Consider the following 17633-nt stretch of genomic DNA (forward strand, 5'->3'; position numbering starts at 1 on the left):
AAGATGTTACGTAAGATAATTAATAATATTGAAGAGATCATTACCGTACCTTTGATGGCTGCTTTGCTAGTGGTTCTGACATGGCAGATAGGTACACGCTGGTTGCTCAATGATCCTTCCCTTTGGAGTGAAGAACTCGCCCGGGTTCTGTTTATGTACATGTCGCTGATTGGTTGTGCCATTGCCATTAAACGCAGCACTCATGTCAACATCACTTTCTTTTCAGACAAACTGCCAGAGAAAGCTCGCTTGTGCTTGGTGTTATCGCTTGAGCTCGCGGTTCTGGTGTCGATTTTTGCCATTATTGTATTGGGTTATCAGCACGTTCAGCGCACAGCTTTCTTTGAGTTGATCACGCTTGGAGTGTCGAGCAGTTGGATGAACTACAGCTTGCCAATTGGTGGCGTGTTTATGGTGTTCAGACAGCTGGAGAAAATGGTTGGTATTGGTAAGCAATTGTTCAACTGCAGCCAATCAGTATCTTCCACAGATTCGCAAATAGCTCAGAGGTAGGGATTCCATATGGCGGGTTCAATTTTTGGCTGGCTAGGGCTGCTATTTGCAGGAATGCCAGTAGGTTTTTCTCTTATTTTTGTTGCTTTAGTGTTTTTGGTGTTGACCAACAGCACCGGGATCAACTTCGCGGCTCAGCAGATGCTGGGTGGTATCGATAATTTCACTTTGTTGGCGGTGCCTTTCTTCGTTTTGACGGGGCACTTAATGAACAGCGCCGGCATTACTGAGCGAATTTTCAATTTTGCTAAATCCATGGTCGGTCATATAACAGGTAGCCTTGGTCACGTAAATATCATGGCAAGCTTGTTGTTCTCAGGTATGTCAGGGTCAGCATTGGCAGATGCTGGTGGCCTAGGACAGTTAGAAATAAAATCCATGCGTGATGCAAAATATCACGATGACTTTGCCGGTGGTCTTACGGCGGCTTCTTGTATCATTGGTCCATTAGTTCCCCCTTCTGTCCCTTTGGTGATATACGGAGTGGTATCCAATACGTCCATCGGCGCTTTATTCCTCGCAGGTGCTATTCCCGGTCTATTATGTTGTATTGCGCTAATGACGATGAGTTACTTCATCTGTAAGAAGCGTGGCTATATGACGTTGCCTCGCGCGACTCGAAAAGAGCAGCTGACGTCATTCAAAGAAGCTTTCTTATCACTACTTACTCCGGTAATCATCATTGGCGGTATCTTTTCAGGTAAGTTCACTCCGACGGAAGCCGCGGTAGTCTCTTCTCTGTATGCGCTTTTCCTTGGTACTGTTGTTTACAAGCAGCTTACCCTGGGTGGTTTTGTTGAGATTCTTAAAGAGACGGTAAACACGACTGCAGTTGTCGCTCTAATGGTAATGGGTGTGACTGTATTTGGTTGGATCGTTGCCCGTGAACAGTTACCGCAGATGTTGGCTGATTACTTCCTGACAATCAGTGAAAACCCGTTGGTGCTGCTGCTACTGATCAACTTGCTACTACTATTCCTTGGTACCTTTATCGAGTCATTGGCGCTGTTGCTACTCTTGGTTCCATTCCTTGTTCCGGTTGCTGCGGCGGTTGGTATTGACCCAGTTCACTTTGGTGTAATGGCAATCCTGAACCTGATGATCGGCATTCTTACTCCACCGATGGGCATGGCACTTTACGTGGTATCCCGCGTGGGAGATATCCCATTCCACGTTCTGACTCGCGGTGTTCTACCGTTGCTGGTTCCTCTCTTTATCGTATTGGCGCTTGTTGCTGTATTCCCACAATTTACTCTGCTGTTGCCTGAGCTAATGCTTGGTTACGGACAGTGATGACAATTTGAAGTTAAGGTAATTAAGATGAAAAAACTAACTGGCCTGATTGCTGCTCCACACACTCCTTTTACCGTGGACAACAAGGTGAACTTTGCTGCAATTGATCAAATTGCTCAACTGTTAATTGAGCAAGGGGTAAAGGGCGCTTACGTTTGTGGTACTACCGGCGAAGGCATACACTGTTCAGTTGAAGAACGAAAAGCGATCGCAGAACGTTGGGTTAAAGCGGCAGATGGCAAACTTGACCTGATTCTGCACACCGGCGCTTTAAGTATCGTTGATTCCATTAACTTAACAGAGCATGCTGAAACACTGGATATTTTGGCGACCTCGGCGATTGGGCCTTGTTTCTTTAAACCTAGTAGCGTCGATGATTTGGTCGACTATTGCGCTCAGATAGCGGCGGCGGCACCTTCAAAGGGCTTTTATTACTACCACTCGGGTATGTCAGGGGTAAATCTGGATCTTGAGCAGTTCCTGATTAAAGGTGAACAAAGGATCCCAAATTTATCTGGTGCCAAGTTTAATAATGTCGACCTTTACGAGTATCAACGTTGTGTCCGTGTTTCTGGTGGAAAATTTGACATCCCATTCGGTGTCGATGAGTTCTTGCCTGCGGGTTTGGCGGTTGGTGCAGTCGGTGCCGTGGGCAGCACCTATAACTACGCTGCGCCGCTTTACCTCAAGATTATTGAAGCATTTAACCAAGGTAAGCATGACGAAGTGGCGGCATTGATGGATAAAGTTATCGCCATCATTCGTGTTTTGGTTGAATACGGCGGCGTTGCTGCAGGTAAAGTCGCGATGCAGCTGCATGGCATCGATGCCGGAGATCCTCGCCAGCCGATCCGCTCTTTAACTGCCAACCAAAAAGCAGACGTAAGCTCTAAGTTACGCGACGCTGACTTCATCTAAAAAAATAATAGGGAGGTTCGCCTCCCTACTTTGTCTTAATCATCTGGAGATTATTATGCAGGGGATCTATCTTCCTTTGATGACGCCGTTTTCTAGTCAAGGCGAGCTTCAACTTGAGAAAATACCAGCGATGGTCGAACATCATATCCGCCAAGGAGTGAACGGATTCTATATAGGAGGAAGTTCGGCTGAGTGCTTTATGATGAGCGTGCAAGAGCGGCAACAAGTACTGGAAGCGGTTGCCAATGCAAACCAAGGGCGTGTGGCTTTGATTGCTCATGTTGGGGCGATTGCATTGTATGAAGTTAAAGCCTTGATTGATCGCGCTGTGGCTTGTGAATATGATGCGATCTCTGCGACACCACCGTTCTACTACGGCTTTGGTAAGGCAGAGGTTGAACACTATTATCGCACCATTGCTGGATATTCCCGTCTGCCTTTGTTGCTCTACAATATTCCGGGTACAACAGGCGTTAACTTCAGCCACCAAGAACTGATTGATTTGTCGAAGCTTGATAATGTTATCGGTATTAAACATACCACCAACGATATGTTTTTTATTGAACGCTTGCGCCATTGCTTACCAGATAGCTGTATCTTTCATGGCGAAGACACTATGCTGGTGAATGGTTTGCAAATGGGAGCCAGTGGCGGCATTGGTAGCACCTACAACGTAATGTCGAAACAGTATGTCGAGATCTATCAAGCGATGTGTGCAGGCCAAGTCACACAGGCGATGGCGGTACAGAGACGAGTCAATCGTATGACGGAAGTTTTACTCGAGGTCGGTGTTTATCAGGGCATAAAATATGCGATGGGTGAACTGGGTGTTGATTACGGAGTATGCCGTGAACCATTTCTACCCCTTGATGGGGCCAGCAAACAAAAAATAACCGATGCAATTGAAAGGTTTGATTTCAATTAGCTTATCGCGAGATAACACGATTCTTGGTGTTCAAGAGGCACTGAGTTTGATACTTTTATCCTAGCCAAATAAATCTGAAGAGGCCGTAGTGAATTCGCCTAAAAATCTACTGGTTCGATTACGTTCAAACATCGAACCTTTGAGTAAAAAATTGACACTGGTTGCGGATTACGTACTTGAAAATGCACATGATGTACAGTTTCAGACCATTACTGAGCTTGCTCGTAATACCCAAACAAGCGAAGCGACGGTTGTACGTCTGTGTCGTGATTTGGGATATAAGGGCTATTCTGATTTCAGAATGGCGCTTGCTGTCGACCTCAGTCAGACCGCAAGCCAAAATCAGCCTCAAATGGAGGGGGATATCTGTGATATTTCGGCTCAAAGTGCCGTTGATAGTTTGCAAGATACTGCCAAGCTGATTGATCGTAAATCATTGAGTCGTATCTGCGAACTGGTCCATAAGGCTCAGTTTATTGGCTGTGTTGGTGTGGGTGCATCGAGCATAGTGGGGCGCTACCTAGCGTATCGATTGGTACGTATTGGTAAGAAAGCCATCATGTATGAAGATACGCATTTAGCGGCGATGAGTGCAGGTCGCAGCAGTGCGGGCGATTTGTGGTTCTCGGTATCAAGCTCTGGTTCAACCAAAGAAGTGATCCATGCCGCCAGTCAGGCACATCGTCGTAATGTTCCTGTTGTCTCTTTAACAAATATCAGCCATAGCCCGTTGTCGGCAATATCTGATGAGTTGCTTGTAGCAGCACGACCAGAAGGCCCACTCACTGGAGGGGCGTTTGCTTCAAAAGTTGGCGCTTTGCTGTTGGTTGATGCGCTGATTAATACTTTGATTGATAGCTATCCCGAATATACTGAGTCGGTATTGGAAACGGCTGAAGTTGTTCTTCCGTTGATGAACAGTTAGTATCTTTCTGATATTAAACAACTAATTTTAAAGCTCACTATTTTGTGGGCTTTTATTTTTTCATTTGGTGAAAATATTTTTCATTAATCAATAATGTGTTCGATATATAACCAATGTTGGCCAGAGGCTTGGCTAATTTGTCACTCGCTGACGCAGCCAGTTCGGCGACCATCGATAAGGAAATAACAATAATGAATATTAGAAATCATCTCTTTTGATTAGCGGGGAAATAAAACCTGGGCTAAGAACCGCTGAAGTGAAGCAGTATCAGTTTACCCAAATGCAACCATGGCAAAGTATGCACGAGCTTCCTGCGCCTAGGTCAGGGAAGGTTCAGGAGGGGGTTGCCGGAGCGTTTTCGGGACGAAGTAATGGTGTGATTATTGTGGCTGGCGGAGCCAACTTCCACGGGGCAAAAGCAGCGTTTGAAAATGGCAATATGTTTGCTCATAACGGTTTTGGCAAAGCATTTAACCCAGAGATGTATGTCCATAAGGATGGCCTATGGCAAGAAGTTAATGGTCTTCCTCAAGGTATCGCCTACGGGGCGTATTTTGTAGGTAGCCAGAATAACTTCAACAACCACCAATGGTATACGCATAAAGGGTAAACGAAGCACTACAGCAATAGTATCTAGCGTTTTGACGGTATCAATTGGCACAGCGAGAGAGCCTTGTCCCAAGGTGTTGCTTATGGTGTCTCTGTCTCCACGGGTGATACGTTCTATCTCCTAGGTGGTGAAAGTAAGTTGGGAGAGGCGCAAACTCGTTGCTATGCGTTGAGCTGTCAGTAGTGAGACTTTATTGAAAATTGAGGGCAGGTGTAAAGTACGGCTGCCCTTCTTCAATACCAACACGCTTTGTTGATATTAATCAGTTAGTTAATGGCTCACTATGTTGCTCAGAGCGTCAGTCAGACTTTCGCTTCCGCATAATAAACACATATAACCCACCGACTAACAGCCCCCAAAGTGTCGAGCTAATACCAAGTAGACTCATTCCTGAAAGAGTAACCAAGAAGGTTAATAGGGCTGGTTCACGTAGATCGTCACTCTGAAACGCAGTTTGCAAACACATCAGTAATGTACCGAGTAGGGCGAAGCCCGCCAGCATATGTGTAATCTGTAAAGGCAGTGAGACGAATAGTGCGACAACGGAGGAGGCGAGTATCCCAGCGACCAAATAGAAACCTCCAGCCCACAACACTGTTTTATAGCGCACATTTTTATCTCTATCGACGTCTTCAGTCATACAGAGTGCGGCTGAAATAGCCGCGAGATTGAGACTGAATCCACCAAATGGAGCCGATAGGAGATTGGTTATCCCAGTACCGAGCAGTATGGGTTTGACCGGCGCAACTTCTCATCATGGCGATACCCGGCAAATTTTGTGAGAGCATGGTGTACTTAGGCACAAAACGTTTGCTGACAATATAAGCCGAAAACATTGCTCCAAAGATGATAGGCATGGTCATGACAGGCTCAAATGCTTTCACACAGAAAGGCAGTAAGATTGCCGCCAACATTGCGGTTGCGAGTGGAGAAGGAATACGTTGCAGTGCTTTGGAAAGGGGCGAAATTAAACCAGTTACAAATATCAGTAGTCCGGTTACAGCAAAGGTCGCGACTAGCGCTGGTAACGAATATTGCGACGCGGAACTGACCAATATCGCCGCTTCAGGTATCGACCAAGCCATTAAGATTGGCATTTTGTAATACCAAGAGTAACCGATGGATGTTACTCCCATTGTGATTCCACTCTCTAAGGTAAGCTATGCCGTGCGTCATAACGCACAATAGGAGTTGTATTAATGAAAGAGACGATTTTTAAGTCGCAAATTGCCAATCATTTAAAGTCGGAAAGAAAAAAGAAAAAGCTGAGCTTAGATGCAACGGCCAAGCTGACTGATGTATCTAAGGCAATGCTAGGTCAAATAGAAAGGGAAGAATCAAGCCCTACGATTGCCACTCTTTGGAAAATTGCGAGTGGTTTGGAGACCTCTTTTTCGGCTTTTTTGCCAACGATCCTAATTTGCAGTCACCGGATAGGGTGTTTCCTGAAGATCCGCGTATGAAGGTAAAAACGTTGTTCCCATACAAAGAAGATACCGGTCTTGAAGTATTCGAGATTACTTTGTCCCAACATCATCAACAGATGTCTGATGCACACAGTGCTGGAGTCGTTGAGCATGTACATGTAATCAAAGGTGAAGCGAGGATTTACTTCGATCAAGAATGGCATTCGCTCAAGGAAGGCGAAAGCTTACGCTTTTACAGCGATCAACCTCACGGGTATCAAGCGGTAACGGAATCCATGGTATTCCACAATATTGTCTGTTATCCGAAGTAATAAAAAAGGGACATCAATGATGTCCCTATATTGGTCAGTTGGATCAATTAAAGCTCATCCGCGTATTCTTCGGCGAATGCACGAACTTTCTTACTCCATGCTTCAACAGAAAGCATCACTAGCTGTTGTTTGTATTTAACATTCCCAGACAGCCCAAGTACACGGCAAATCCATGCATGGTAATCTGAATAGAGACTAGGACGGAAACCGTAACCAACAGCAGTATCTAGCTGCTTACTTAACGCATCTAACAGGATTTCATCTTGTGGATAATCTCGATAAATGCGCTTCACGGATCTTGTGTTTAACCAAAGATCTTTAGCAATAGTCATGTTGTAAAGTTGGTGACGCTGCCAGTCCAAATTAATCTCAGAGGGAAGTGGTAGGTGAATTTGATATGCTTGGAGGTAGCGAACATTTAACTCTTTTATGTTGTCTTGCGCGTAATCACGTAGGTTTTGAGAAAAACCATTTTTGGCAACTTCCTTAAGAGTATTTTCGTAAGAAATTAGTCCTGATAGAGCAATAGTCTTAATCTGCTCCTTAATTTCTTTATAATCATCGCCTGATAGATTGTTTTTATAGCGACTTAAAATTGAGTTTCTAATAGTGTCAAACAGCTCTGCTTGGTTTAACCATTGTTCTTGGATTTCTTCGTACCCGTCCATTCTTTCATCGAAGTTAGGGCTGGTTATTTTAGCTAACAAAGGTTCAGTGACTGAGTCAGGGATATATGAGCGATCCATCTCTGCTTGTGGCCTTTCACTCAGCTTGTTGATTTTTTCAATTATTAGCTGAGAGGAAGATTCGATCTCCTTGTCGAGTTTCTTATAGCCTGAATACGGTGGGATTCGCTCTTTAAGCTGTTTAGCCACGTCGATAGCCATGCTAACTGAAAAGCCTGCGTCTCTTTTATATGTGTCTTGATTGAAAAACTGTTTGATGTAGTAGAATCCATTAATTGTTCTTTCTCTTGTGAACAATATTGAAACCAATTCATCATTTTGTTTTGTATAGATACGATAAAAGGCTCTTGGTGAAGCTACCTCATCAATTGGGAAGGGGGTATCTTCACCTACGAATATTCTCCGGTAGTCGACGAAGACGTATAGTGGTATAGCGTTAGGATCGCCTTCCGTAGCTAACATACCTTGTGCTTCTAATGCAGATTTGAACACCAGCGACATGAGCTCTGTCGTTTGCTCATCATCAAGAAATCTAGGGAAATTTAGTCGCTGGACCAAATCTAAATTGAATTCCTTTACCTCAAACTGCGCGCCTTGAGGTACGTTAAATTGTTTTACTTTCGGGCTAGATGAACAGCCTGAGATAAATAACATTACTATCAACGAAAACAATGCCAACGACGTTTTTCTATACAACATATAATTCTCCTTTATTGTAGGTGTTTGATGTTATTTGTCTTAGTAATGAGAATCTATGCAATAGGTCAAACTTTGAGATAATTTCAATTATTTATGCAAGGTTTGTGTTGAGATTTTCTTGTGAAATGTGAAATGAAATAAGCGGGACAGACACAATAAGCGGAAGGAGATGGCAAGTTCTTCTTTGACCAACAGTGGCACGCGCTTAAAGCTGGGGAAAGTTACCGTTTCTACAGTGATCAACCCCACGGGTATCAAGCGGTAACGGAATCCATGGTATTCCACAATATTGTCTGCTATCCGAAGTAGTTGATTGGCGCTCAAAATGAGAAGCAACTGGATAACCTGTATCCAGTTATTAGTCTTGGTCTTAAAAAACACCATTTGAGTTAGCAATCTCTCCACCACTAATGAGCGAGTACACTCTCATCGAAAAATCAAGCGCTTGAATCGAGTCCCAATGCTCGACGATTCGACCATCTTGAATACGCCACGTGTCGATGATGTTCATCCATTTCTGGTCGTTCCCTCGATCCTCTTTATCTAATGTGGCATGAGAATGGAAGATGACAGACACATTTATGAGGTATTGAAAGTGACAACGAAGCAAAAAAGACGTGTGCTTCACAACAATAGCGATTGCGCTGTACGCAATGTGGTTGCGCAGATTGGTGACAAATGGTCGATGTTAATTCTGTTTGCCCTTGTCGATGGTCCTGAGCGATTTAATGCGCTTAAGTCGAGAATAGAAGGGATCTCACAACGAATGCTCACTCAAACGTTACGTGACTTAGAGCGAGAAGGTTACGTCAATCGAACCGTGTATCCAGAAGTACCAGTTCGAGTTGAGTATCAGCTAACCGAGCTAGGGAGAGATCTGGTTAAGCCACTATACCAGCTAGTTTGTTGGGCAGACCAACATAGAGATGAGATCAATCAGGCACGCAAAGCTTATGATCAACAAAACGAGTCATTTTCCCAAGGGTAACCCTTGGGCTTTATGTTTGGTGGTCAACAAACACTAAAACGTATTCAGCACCACTTGATTGCGGCCAAAGCCTTTGGCTTGATACAAGGCTTTATCGGCTCGGCTTATTGTACTGTGTGAACTAATTTGGCTGTCGGTGATACCAATGCTAATGGTATAGCTGATATCAGACTCATCCAGTTCTACGCGTGACTGTTCCACCATCTGACGTAGCAGTTCACATTGCTCATAGGCGTGGTTTTCATCATTGGCATGAAACAAAATACAGAATTCCTCGCCACCATATCGAGACAGGCTGAGTGAACCTGGCTTTGGAAAACAACGCCTCATTAAATCGGCGGTATGATAAATGACCTTGTCACCGCCTAAGTGACCGATGTTGTCATTGATGGTTTTAAAATGGTCGATATCAATCATCGCAAGGTACAAACCATGACGCTCAATGTTTTGTTCAATGTGCTCCGTCAGCGCCAACTTGTTGTCTAGGTGTGTCATCACATCACTATTTCGTAGCTGTTGGTGAAGTATTAGGTTAGACAAGGCGATTTCAGAGTAATCTCTGATCATGGTCAGTATCGTGCGGTAGGTTGGTATATTGGCATTGATGTACATCACTGCGATTAAGTTGTCTTTGTCAAACAACGGGATCGTATAGTGTCGAGACGTGATGTGCAGTTTCTTTGCAAGTGGATCGACATATTGCCTTGTCGTGTAACTCATCGAACTCGGAGAAAAGCGCTTAGCCAGAGTAGAGTCAGTCAGCACGACTTTTGTATTGCCATGATAGTCTATCGTGGTGAAGTGTCCGTAGTCCGAATCATAAAAACATAGTTGCATTCCTTTGTGGTGACAGAAACGATCCAGCACGGCTTTTAAATAGCGTTTAAAGTCCGCCAAATTTTCTCGGTTATTCAATTGTGCAAGACTTTTGTTAAGTTGATACGTGAGATAGTTAATCGCGACTGCTAACAGCATTAGTGAGGCAATAACAATAGCAGACAGCGCAAACTGATAAGAAGTGGCTAAGATATTGGCTCGATCGGTACCTGCGATAAATACCCAGTTATGTTGATTATCAGCACTAAAGACGGACATCTTATACTGACCTTGGTAATAATATTCATGCTTGCCGAAATAGAGCCCACTACTGATCAACTCGCTAATGCCAGCAAGGTAACTGATTGATGGTGTACCTAGTCGCTTTGGATCTGGGTGGAAAACCAGCCTTCCGCTAACGGCGTCAACGACAAACACATATCCACTGTCTAATGTCCGCAGAGCACGCAAACTTTGTGTGGCAGATTTGAGGTCAAATTCTATCCAAATTTCGCGGTACTCATCCGGTATATACCTGACGGCAAATACCCATTGATTGGACGCTTTAGGGTAGATAGAGGACACGGTGAATTTTGTAGAGATTTCATCCAGCGGTTGCCAAACGATATCCGAGTGTTGCTCTGAATAAGTCGCTTTGTGCTGTATTGATTGATATTTGGTGTGCTGCTTATTTCTGTAAATGATATCACTGTAAGCTGGGGTATATTTGAGAATACGTTGAGCTGTAGAGACAAAATCCTCCTCGTTAGACGAATCCGCTAAGAGAAACAGTTTACTGGAGGCTGCTTCGAGTTGTGAAGATACTAAGTCGGAAGCGGTTTTTATATTCACAAATGATTGCTGGTAAGCATTGTATTCCGACTGTTTAAGTTGCTGAAAAGCAGCATAGACCATACCTATAACTAATAGAATGATGTACGGTCTTAAGGTTCGAATTACCAACTTGGGTAATGCCATGGATTGCCAACTGATGTTTTAGGGGAACGGATGATGGCCGATAGTTTAAACTGATTTAATATTCACATCAATCAACACAAGTCCAGATTTTTTGTAGGAAAAGTGTTAAAAATTAGCGACATATCACTATATCGCTAGATTGATCATCAGGCTTTTAAGTGGAAGATGGCTAAAGATGCAGGGGCTACCAAAGCTTGTTTATGATCTATGGTTTGATGGAGCTCGTGTGAGTCGGTATTGCACACCATTACCCACTCTTTGCCATTAGTCTCTGGAAGCGTAAATCGAGCGGGCGCATTGGTTTGGTTGATACAGTAGAACAACTCATCACCATGTTTGCCAATGCCCAGATGCAAGGCGACTGAACTGAGGCGATTCCAATCATCGTGTTCCATGAAACTGCCATCAATTCTGCGCCAGAAAATACGGTTGTTATTGCGTTTTGCACCACTGAAAGCACGAATAAATGGCACCATATATTGCTGGCGAGCTTTTACCATATCGGCTAACCACGACTTGAAACTCTCTTTGTCTGGGGTTGTATGCCAGTTAATCCAGCTTAACTCGTTATCCTGACAATACGCGTTGTTGTTGCCATTTTGAGTATGGGAAAGAACGTCGGCGGTCAGAATATGTGGAATACCAAAAGCAAACAGTAGGCTGGCCATAAAGTTACGCTTCTGCTTTTCACGCTTCTCTATGATCACCGGATTGTCGCTCTTACCTTCAACACCATAGTTATCCGAACGGTTGTCACCGTGTCCATCACGGTTCTGCTCCCCATTGGCCTCATTGTGCTTGTGCTTGTATGAGACAAGATCTTGCATACAGAAGCCGTCGTGATAAGTAATGTAATTAACCGTCAATTTGTATGGCCAGTTAGCCGCACTGTAGAGATCTCGCGACCCCATAATTCGAGTGGCAAACTCCTTTAGAAATCCTTGATCACCGCGCCAAAAGCTGCGCGTGATATCGCGCAAACGGTCATTACATTCATTCCAACCAAACGGAAAGTTTCCTACCTGATAACCGTTAGGACCAATATCCCAAGGCTCTGCGATCAGTTTTACTTCTTTCAGGATCGGGTCTTGAGCGACGGCTTTAAAGAACGCAGCTTCAGGGCTAAAGTGTTCACCGTTGCGACCGAGTGTGGCGGCTAGATCAAAGCGGAATCCGTCGATTTTATATTCGCTAACCCAATAGCGCAGGGTATCCATGACCAGATTCAAACTTGCCTGATAGGATAAATCGAGTGTATTACCACAGCCTGTATAGTTAGCGTAGTGATCGCCCTGTTTGAAGTAATATCGCTTGTCTAAAGCTTTTAAGTTAAAGATTGGGCCATCAGCGCCACCTTCGGCGGTGTGGTTATAGACCACATCAAGAATCACTTCGATACCGTTTCGATGCAATTCACGGATAGCCGTTTTTAGTTCCGTGACAGCATCGTGAGCCGCATATCTAGGGTCTGGCACCATGAATAGGTAAGGGTTATATCCCCAGTAATTGACCTTATCCATGTTCAACAGGTGTGGCTCGTGCATGCAGGCGGCGACAGGGAGTAGCTGGAGTGTATTGATGTTCTGTTGTTTATAGAAATCGAGCATCGCATCACTGACTAAGCCCAGATAGCGCCCTTTGTGACGCTCTTCGACTTGTGGATGCAGCTTTGATACGCCTTTTACGTGCGTTTCAAACAGGACCATTTCGTCACGAGGTCTGCGTGGGCTCTCCACTCCCTGCCAGTCAAAACTGTCATCGACAACCACACATTTTGCCAGAGCAAAGCTCTGTTCGCTGTTGAATGGCACTTGATAAAACAGTGGTTTTTCTAAGCCTTTGGCATACGGATCTGAAATCAGATGTGGCTTACCGTTGCGCTGCACCACATACGCATACTTTTGGCCTTTGCGAATGTGCGGAACAAAGGTGAAGCGTATGCCCGCGTACTCTCCGTCCAAAGGATAGGTGGTGATCTGATCCTTTTCATCAAACAGCGCAAGCTGAATAGATTTCGCATCAGGAGCAAAGATAGAGAAATTACATCCTTCGGTGCTAAGGGTGGCACCTAGAGGATAGGGACGGGAGCACTGCATCATCATGACTTATTAAAATATTTTATTGTTTGATCTTTAGTAAATAGTTTTGCAATGAATTGGTCAAGCGCCTCTGACAAAAATAATAATTGTAATTTTATTTCATAATTATGACGCTCTGGCGTGGTTAAGTGAGCTATCTAACATTTGGCGCGAGATATTTTTGTCAGAAAGTTATTTCTCACCCTAATTTTTGTGATTGAAGCCTAAAAAACATTGTCCGGTATGATTTCTCATCCTTTCTCATCCCCCCTAACTATTTTTCATCTGGATGAGTTGCCATTTCTACTCCCCCGTTAATCTTGCAGCAGTTGAAACAAACGGGGACAAGGCCTCTAGCCTGACTCCCATTTTACCTCTCTTTTATTAACAATCTGTTTCTGCCTTTACAGAGTGAGCCAAGAAGAGAGCCAAAGAATAATAATCCCTAAATGGAGTTAAGAATGAAAAAAGTAAGTTTAATTGCTGCTGCAGTGGCGACGACTTTATCTGCTGGCGCATTCGCAGCCGACGTGGACTTCCATGGTTATGCGCGTGGTGGTGTAGGTCTGAGCGGTGAAGGTTCTCATGTCACTTATGAAAAGAATAAAGTAGGCCGTCTAGGCAATGAAGACGACCTATATGCAGAAATTGGTCTTAACGCTGAGTTGTACAACAAAGACGACGTAACGTTCAACCTAGAAACATTGGTTGCATACGGTCAGGCTGGTAACAATAACTGGGAAGGCAATTCTAACGCTCTGCGTGTTATGAATGTTCAAGCTAAAGGCCTTTTCGAATCAGATAAAGAAGCTGTACTTTGGGCTGGTCAACGTTACTACCAACGTAAAGATATCCATATCACAGACTTCTACTTCCTAGACACGTCTGGTGGTGCTGGTGGCGGTATCGAAAATCTGTCAGTTGGCGGCGGTAAACTATCTGTAGCTGTAATGCATGATGATGGTAGCCAAAAGGTTGATGATGGTTTTGAAAGCGTACTTACTGATGCTGGCTCAAAAGCATTTGCAAACTGTAAAGGTGACAAAGCTTGTGAGCTTGCAATTGAGGGTGATGCTAACAACTACAAAACAGTTGCTAAGACGAAAGATGAAACCGTTTCTGGCTACACATTGGACCTTCGTTACGCAGGTATCAACTTGTGGGAAAATGCTAACCTAGAGCTAGCGGTTGCTTACGATTTTGCTTCTGAAGCGAAGAACCAAAATGTTCAAGCTGATGATGGCGTTCTTTTAACTGCGGTGATTGGTCAAGGTTTATCTAACGGCTTCAACCAGACTGTTCTTCAGTACGGTACTGCATCATACGGTAAGCAAATGGCTACGTACGGTGGCGGTGGTTGGTATGACCGCAAAGGTGGAAACAACGATGCTGATGGTTTCCGTATCATCAACTGGGGTGTAACAGGTCTAGGTGAGTCATGGGAACTAGGTCACGTAGTAATGTACGCTCAAGCATCTGATACTAACGATGGTGATATCACAGCTTACAATGCGGTTGTTCGTCCAGTGTACAAATGGGATGAAAACATGAAAACTGTATTTGAAGCAGGTTACTTCGCTGATGAAACTAAGAAAAGCGGAACAACCACAGACGCATCAGGTTCTAAGTTGACTGTTGCTCAAGCATGGTCTGCAGGCTCTAGCTTCTGGGCTCGTCCTGAAATCCGTGTTTACGGTTCTTACTTCATGGATCATGAAGCAGACAGCTTTGCAAAAGGGACTGACGATTCTGAGTTCAGCGTTGGTATTCAAATGGAAGCTTGGTGGTAAGATAGTTTCCGAGTCCTATAAGTCCTAAGTAATAGCCGGCTTACTTAAGTCGGCTTTTTTCGTTCAGTGGAGAGGTTTAGATGAAGCATTTAGTTCTAGGCTGCGCAATTAGTATGGCTCTGTTAGGCTGTACGGCAACAGAAACGGTTGTATTTGATACTCAAAATGTATCTCAAGTCGCTGAATCTTATTCAGAGATAGAATGGGTTAAAGTTGAGCCAACCAAGCGAATTAACTTCTCAATTGATGAAAAGAACCAGAATTATCAATTTCCTACGGGTATGAGTCCAATAGCGGCTTTCGATATTAATACTCAAGGAAAAGAACTTGAACTCGAAATTATTAGCCATTTCAAAAAGAGTGTTTTCTATCCAAATGCTCTGCTTTTGAATGAAAATAACCAAGTATTAAAAGCATTCAGCACAGAAGATTTCGAGTATAAACATGCCTACGGTTTAGAAGGCGATAGACTGACCACAGAGATCACTATCCAGCCAGTAGGGCAGCAACGCGTTAAGTTACTAATTTACACTACTCCTGAGTTGACCAAAGGAAAGTCGGAAATCCTTCATCCCGTTAAGCTTGATGCGATTGCACGTGGCAACTACCCACCAGACGTTCCAAACCCTATCACTCCTCATGCTCAGCATGGGCTATTGAGTATTGTCGCGAAAGTTGACAGTGCAGTTGTTGTTGAAGAACCATTGACTGTTTCCAGCACGGATACTGCCCAACAGAAGTTCAAAGGCGAGTTAGCTGCTCAAGAGAAACAGAGCACGGCGACTCGCTCGGTTGTTGCTTCAAGTGATGCCTCATTGTCGCTTTCGGTTGAACAGCAGCAGTTTTATCTGACTAGTATCGAAAACGCGGTGAAAGTTGGCATGTTAGACAAAGCACTTGCGCTACTCGAAGAAGCAAAGGCTCTCAATGTTGAAGGTGCTCAGCAAGTCTTTATTAAAGCCGTTAACGATAAATAGATACTGCTTAACTTAATTGCCAATCAGCCCCTCAAGCACTATGTTTGAGGGGCTTTTTGGGATTTCAATGAATATGATATTTAATGTTCGTAATATTAATGGCTTAGTATTTTCTTTCGGTTGTTCATTGATATATGTCCCCAGGGCGAGCGCATGAGTTGAATTAATGTTAAAGTTCACAAATCATTAACCGTGAGATGGTTGTGTGAAGGTGCTTTTCTTTTATCCCTGTTTGTTTCTTGACCGCATAAATCTCGACTTACGCTGCTCAACTCTTAGCAAGTTAACAAAGAGAGTGGTTTTCGTTTACAAATTATCTACTCATGCGGTTACCCTGGGTATATACTCGGTAGTATAACTTTGGAAGTAGAAGATGACTAAATTTATCAGAATTATGGTGGGGCTTACTCTTGGATCTATTATATTATTTATAGTAGCGATAATTAATTACCATATGCAGACTCAGTCTGCCGTATATGTTGATGAATTAGGAATAACTAGATTGGAAGACTATCCATCTGCAATATTTGTGGGTGGCAAAGCTTTTGGGTGGTTTGTTGAGCAAGTGCCAGCACAAAACGCAGTTATTGTTAATGTCTTTTCAGAAAGCGGTAATTTTCAAGGACGCTATGAACTATTGCTTTCAGAGTCAAAACATAGCATATTAACTGTGAGTGATATCATTTTTTTTAATGACGGTATATTTACGCTTTCTGATGGAAGTTTCGTAAATAGCCGACAGATATCAAGATAGTTTTGTTATTAAATAATCCTCGGTCTTTCTTGTGCTTCAAATAATAATCCAGTGTCAAGGTATCTATTTTTTCTTGGATTTAAGTACGCAGTGCGATACCTCTGAACATAAAAACAGTAGGTGTGAAGTAAGCTTTCACCAGCAGCGTGTTGACTAAGTGCTTAGGTAAAAACTCTTTTGTTGACCTAAGCGTCATTAATAATGGGCAGTGGTTCTGATATTTTTACCTAAATCGTTTTTTTATTAGCCACTTAGACTAGAATAGCCTTTCTCTCAAAAATATCAGTCAGGGATGGTGACATGAGTTCAGTAAAGCTTGGAGAATCTTTGGTCCAACCGACCAAAATATTGTGTGTTGGTCGAAACTATCTAGAACATATCCAAGAGTTGAATAACGCCATTCCAGATCAAATGGTGGTGTTTTCCAAGCCGCCAAGCTCGATAACGACCCAACTACAATCCTTTCACCAAGAACCGCTCCATTACGAAGGTGAAATCTGCTTTCTTGTTTCAGAGGGCAGATTATCGGCTGTTGGTGTAGGTCTTGATCTAACAAAGCGAGAGTTGCAATCGAGACTCAAGTCGAAGGGATTACCGTGGGAACGGGCGAAAGCGTTTGATGGCTCCGCGTTGTTTAGCCGTTTTATTCCTCTTGAAGGACTAAAAATTGAACAGTTAGAAATTGAGCTATTTATAAACTGCGTAAGAGTGCAAAAAGGTTCAGTGACGCAGATGATGTACTCTCCACAAACGATAGTCGATGAGCTCTCTACTTTTACCACGTTGTGCGATGGCGACATTATTATGACCGGTACGCCACAAGGGGTTGGTGAGGTACATCCATCCGATGTATTTTTGGCAAGATTAAAAGAAGCAGACAAAACCTTGATTGAAATAGAGTGGGTTGCGCACTAAAAAGCACGTTACTTTACCCCTAGGACACGG

The 17633-nt window shown here is 43.6% G+C and carries 13 protein-coding genes and 5 pseudogenes; 13 read left to right on the forward strand and 5 right to left on the reverse strand.

The genetic code is table 11. The features are described from left to right. The first annotated feature begins 3 nt into the window (after positions 1–3). The 6 genes and pseudogenes from QTN95_RS06510 to QTN95_RS06535 all read left to right on the forward strand — a co-directional run. On the forward strand, positions 4–513 hold the full coding sequence (locus QTN95_RS06510; RefSeq protein ID WP_443088800.1) for a TRAP transporter small permease: 510 nt from the start codon (positions 4–6) through the stop codon (positions 511–513). 9 nt (positions 514–522) lie between these two features. Beyond that, positions 523–1806 carry a sialic acid TRAP transporter large permease SiaM gene (siaM, locus tag QTN95_RS06515; RefSeq protein WP_331416820.1) on the forward strand — a complete coding sequence of 428 codons (1284 nt, stop codon included), beginning with the start codon at positions 523–525 and terminating at the stop codon, positions 1804–1806. A gap of 27 nt (positions 1807–1833) precedes the next feature. Beyond that, positions 1834–2724, forward strand: a complete 891-nt coding sequence (locus QTN95_RS06520) for a dihydrodipicolinate synthase family protein (RefSeq protein WP_331416822.1) — start codon at positions 1834–1836, stop codon at positions 2722–2724. A gap of 55 nt (positions 2725–2779) precedes the next feature. Continuing rightward, on the forward strand, positions 2780–3649 hold the full coding sequence (locus tag QTN95_RS06525) for an N-acetylneuraminate lyase (RefSeq protein ID WP_331416823.1): 870 nt from the start codon (positions 2780–2782) through the stop codon (positions 3647–3649). 88 nt (positions 3650–3737) lie between these two features. Then, a complete protein-coding gene (locus tag QTN95_RS06530) occupies positions 3738–4574 on the forward strand; it encodes a MurR/RpiR family transcriptional regulator (protein WP_331416824.1) in 837 nt (278 codons plus the stop codon). Between the two features lie 214 nt (positions 4575–4788). Then, positions 4789–5142 (forward strand): annotated as a pseudogene (locus QTN95_RS06535) (N-acetylneuraminate epimerase); the annotation flags it as partial. Positions 5143–5482: 340 nt separating this feature from the next. On the opposite strand, the pseudogene QTN95_RS06540 reads toward QTN95_RS06535, so the two are convergent. After that, a pseudogene (locus QTN95_RS06540) lies at positions 5483–6338 on the reverse strand (benzoate/H(+) symporter BenE family transporter); the annotation flags it as partial. Between the two features lie 45 nt (positions 6339–6383). On the opposite strand from QTN95_RS06540, the pseudogene QTN95_RS06545 reads away from it, so the two are divergent. Beyond that, positions 6384–6922: pseudogene (locus tag QTN95_RS06545) on the forward strand (helix-turn-helix domain-containing protein). 47 nt (positions 6923–6969) lie between these two features. Here the strand turns inward: QTN95_RS06545 and QTN95_RS06550 are convergent. Next, the gene (locus tag QTN95_RS06550; protein WP_331416825.1) at positions 6970–8286 is read right to left on the reverse strand and encodes a hypothetical protein; all 1317 of its coding nucleotides are present in this window, start codon (positions 8284–8286) and stop codon (positions 6970–6972) included. 183 nt (positions 8287–8469) lie between these two features. Between QTN95_RS06550 and QTN95_RS06555 the strand changes: the two are divergent. Further along, positions 8470–8616 (forward strand): annotated as a pseudogene (locus QTN95_RS06555) (XRE family transcriptional regulator); the annotation flags it as partial. Between the two features lie 61 nt (positions 8617–8677). Here the strand turns inward: QTN95_RS06555 and QTN95_RS06560 are convergent. Continuing rightward, a pseudogene (locus QTN95_RS06560) lies at positions 8678–8878 on the reverse strand (nuclear transport factor 2 family protein); the annotation flags it as partial. 24 nt (positions 8879–8902) lie between these two features. Here QTN95_RS06560 and QTN95_RS06565 point away from each other — a divergent pair. After that, positions 8903–9295 carry a winged helix-turn-helix transcriptional regulator gene (locus tag QTN95_RS06565; RefSeq protein WP_443088856.1) on the forward strand — a complete coding sequence of 131 codons (393 nt, stop codon included), beginning with the start codon at positions 8903–8905 and terminating at the stop codon, positions 9293–9295. A 33-nt stretch (positions 9296–9328) separates the two neighbouring features. Here the strand turns inward: QTN95_RS06565 and QTN95_RS06570 are convergent, their stop codons facing one another. Both QTN95_RS06570 and glgX read right to left on the reverse strand, forming a co-directional pair. Further along, positions 9329–11089 carry a sensor domain-containing diguanylate cyclase gene (locus QTN95_RS06570; protein ID WP_331416827.1) on the reverse strand — a complete coding sequence of 587 codons (1761 nt, stop codon included), beginning with the start codon at positions 11087–11089 and terminating at the stop codon, positions 9329–9331. A gap of 146 nt (positions 11090–11235) precedes the next feature. Then, positions 11236–13185: a glycogen debranching protein GlgX gene (glgX, locus tag QTN95_RS06575; protein WP_331416851.1), complete on the reverse strand. Its 1950-nt coding sequence runs from the start codon at positions 13183–13185 to the stop codon at positions 11236–11238. A 443-nt stretch (positions 13186–13628) separates the two neighbouring features. Here glgX and lamB point away from each other — a divergent pair, with 443 nt between their 5' ends. From lamB to QTN95_RS06595, 4 genes are all read left to right on the forward strand, one after another. Next, complete coding sequence (gene lamB / locus QTN95_RS06580) at positions 13629–14957, forward strand: maltoporin LamB (protein ID WP_331416828.1); 1329 nt, start codon at positions 13629–13631, stop codon at positions 14955–14957. A gap of 80 nt (positions 14958–15037) precedes the next feature. Next, entirely contained in the window at positions 15038–15934 is an 897-nt protein-coding gene (locus QTN95_RS06585; RefSeq protein WP_331416829.1) for a MalM family protein, read from the forward strand. Positions 15935–16307: 373 nt separating this feature from the next. Next, positions 16308–16688 (forward strand): hypothetical protein, encoded by a 381-nt coding sequence (locus QTN95_RS06590; RefSeq protein ID WP_331416830.1) that lies wholly within the window; start codon positions 16308–16310, stop codon positions 16686–16688. Positions 16689–16988: 300 nt separating this feature from the next. Continuing rightward, complete coding sequence (locus tag QTN95_RS06595; protein WP_269375786.1) at positions 16989–17603, forward strand: fumarylacetoacetate hydrolase family protein; 615 nt, start codon at positions 16989–16991, stop codon at positions 17601–17603. The last annotated feature ends 30 nt before the right edge of the window (positions 17604–17633 follow it).

The sequence above is a fragment of the Vibrio sp. M260112 genome (assembly GCF_036533775.1).
GTDB lineage: Bacteria > Pseudomonadota > Gammaproteobacteria > Enterobacterales > Vibrionaceae > Vibrio.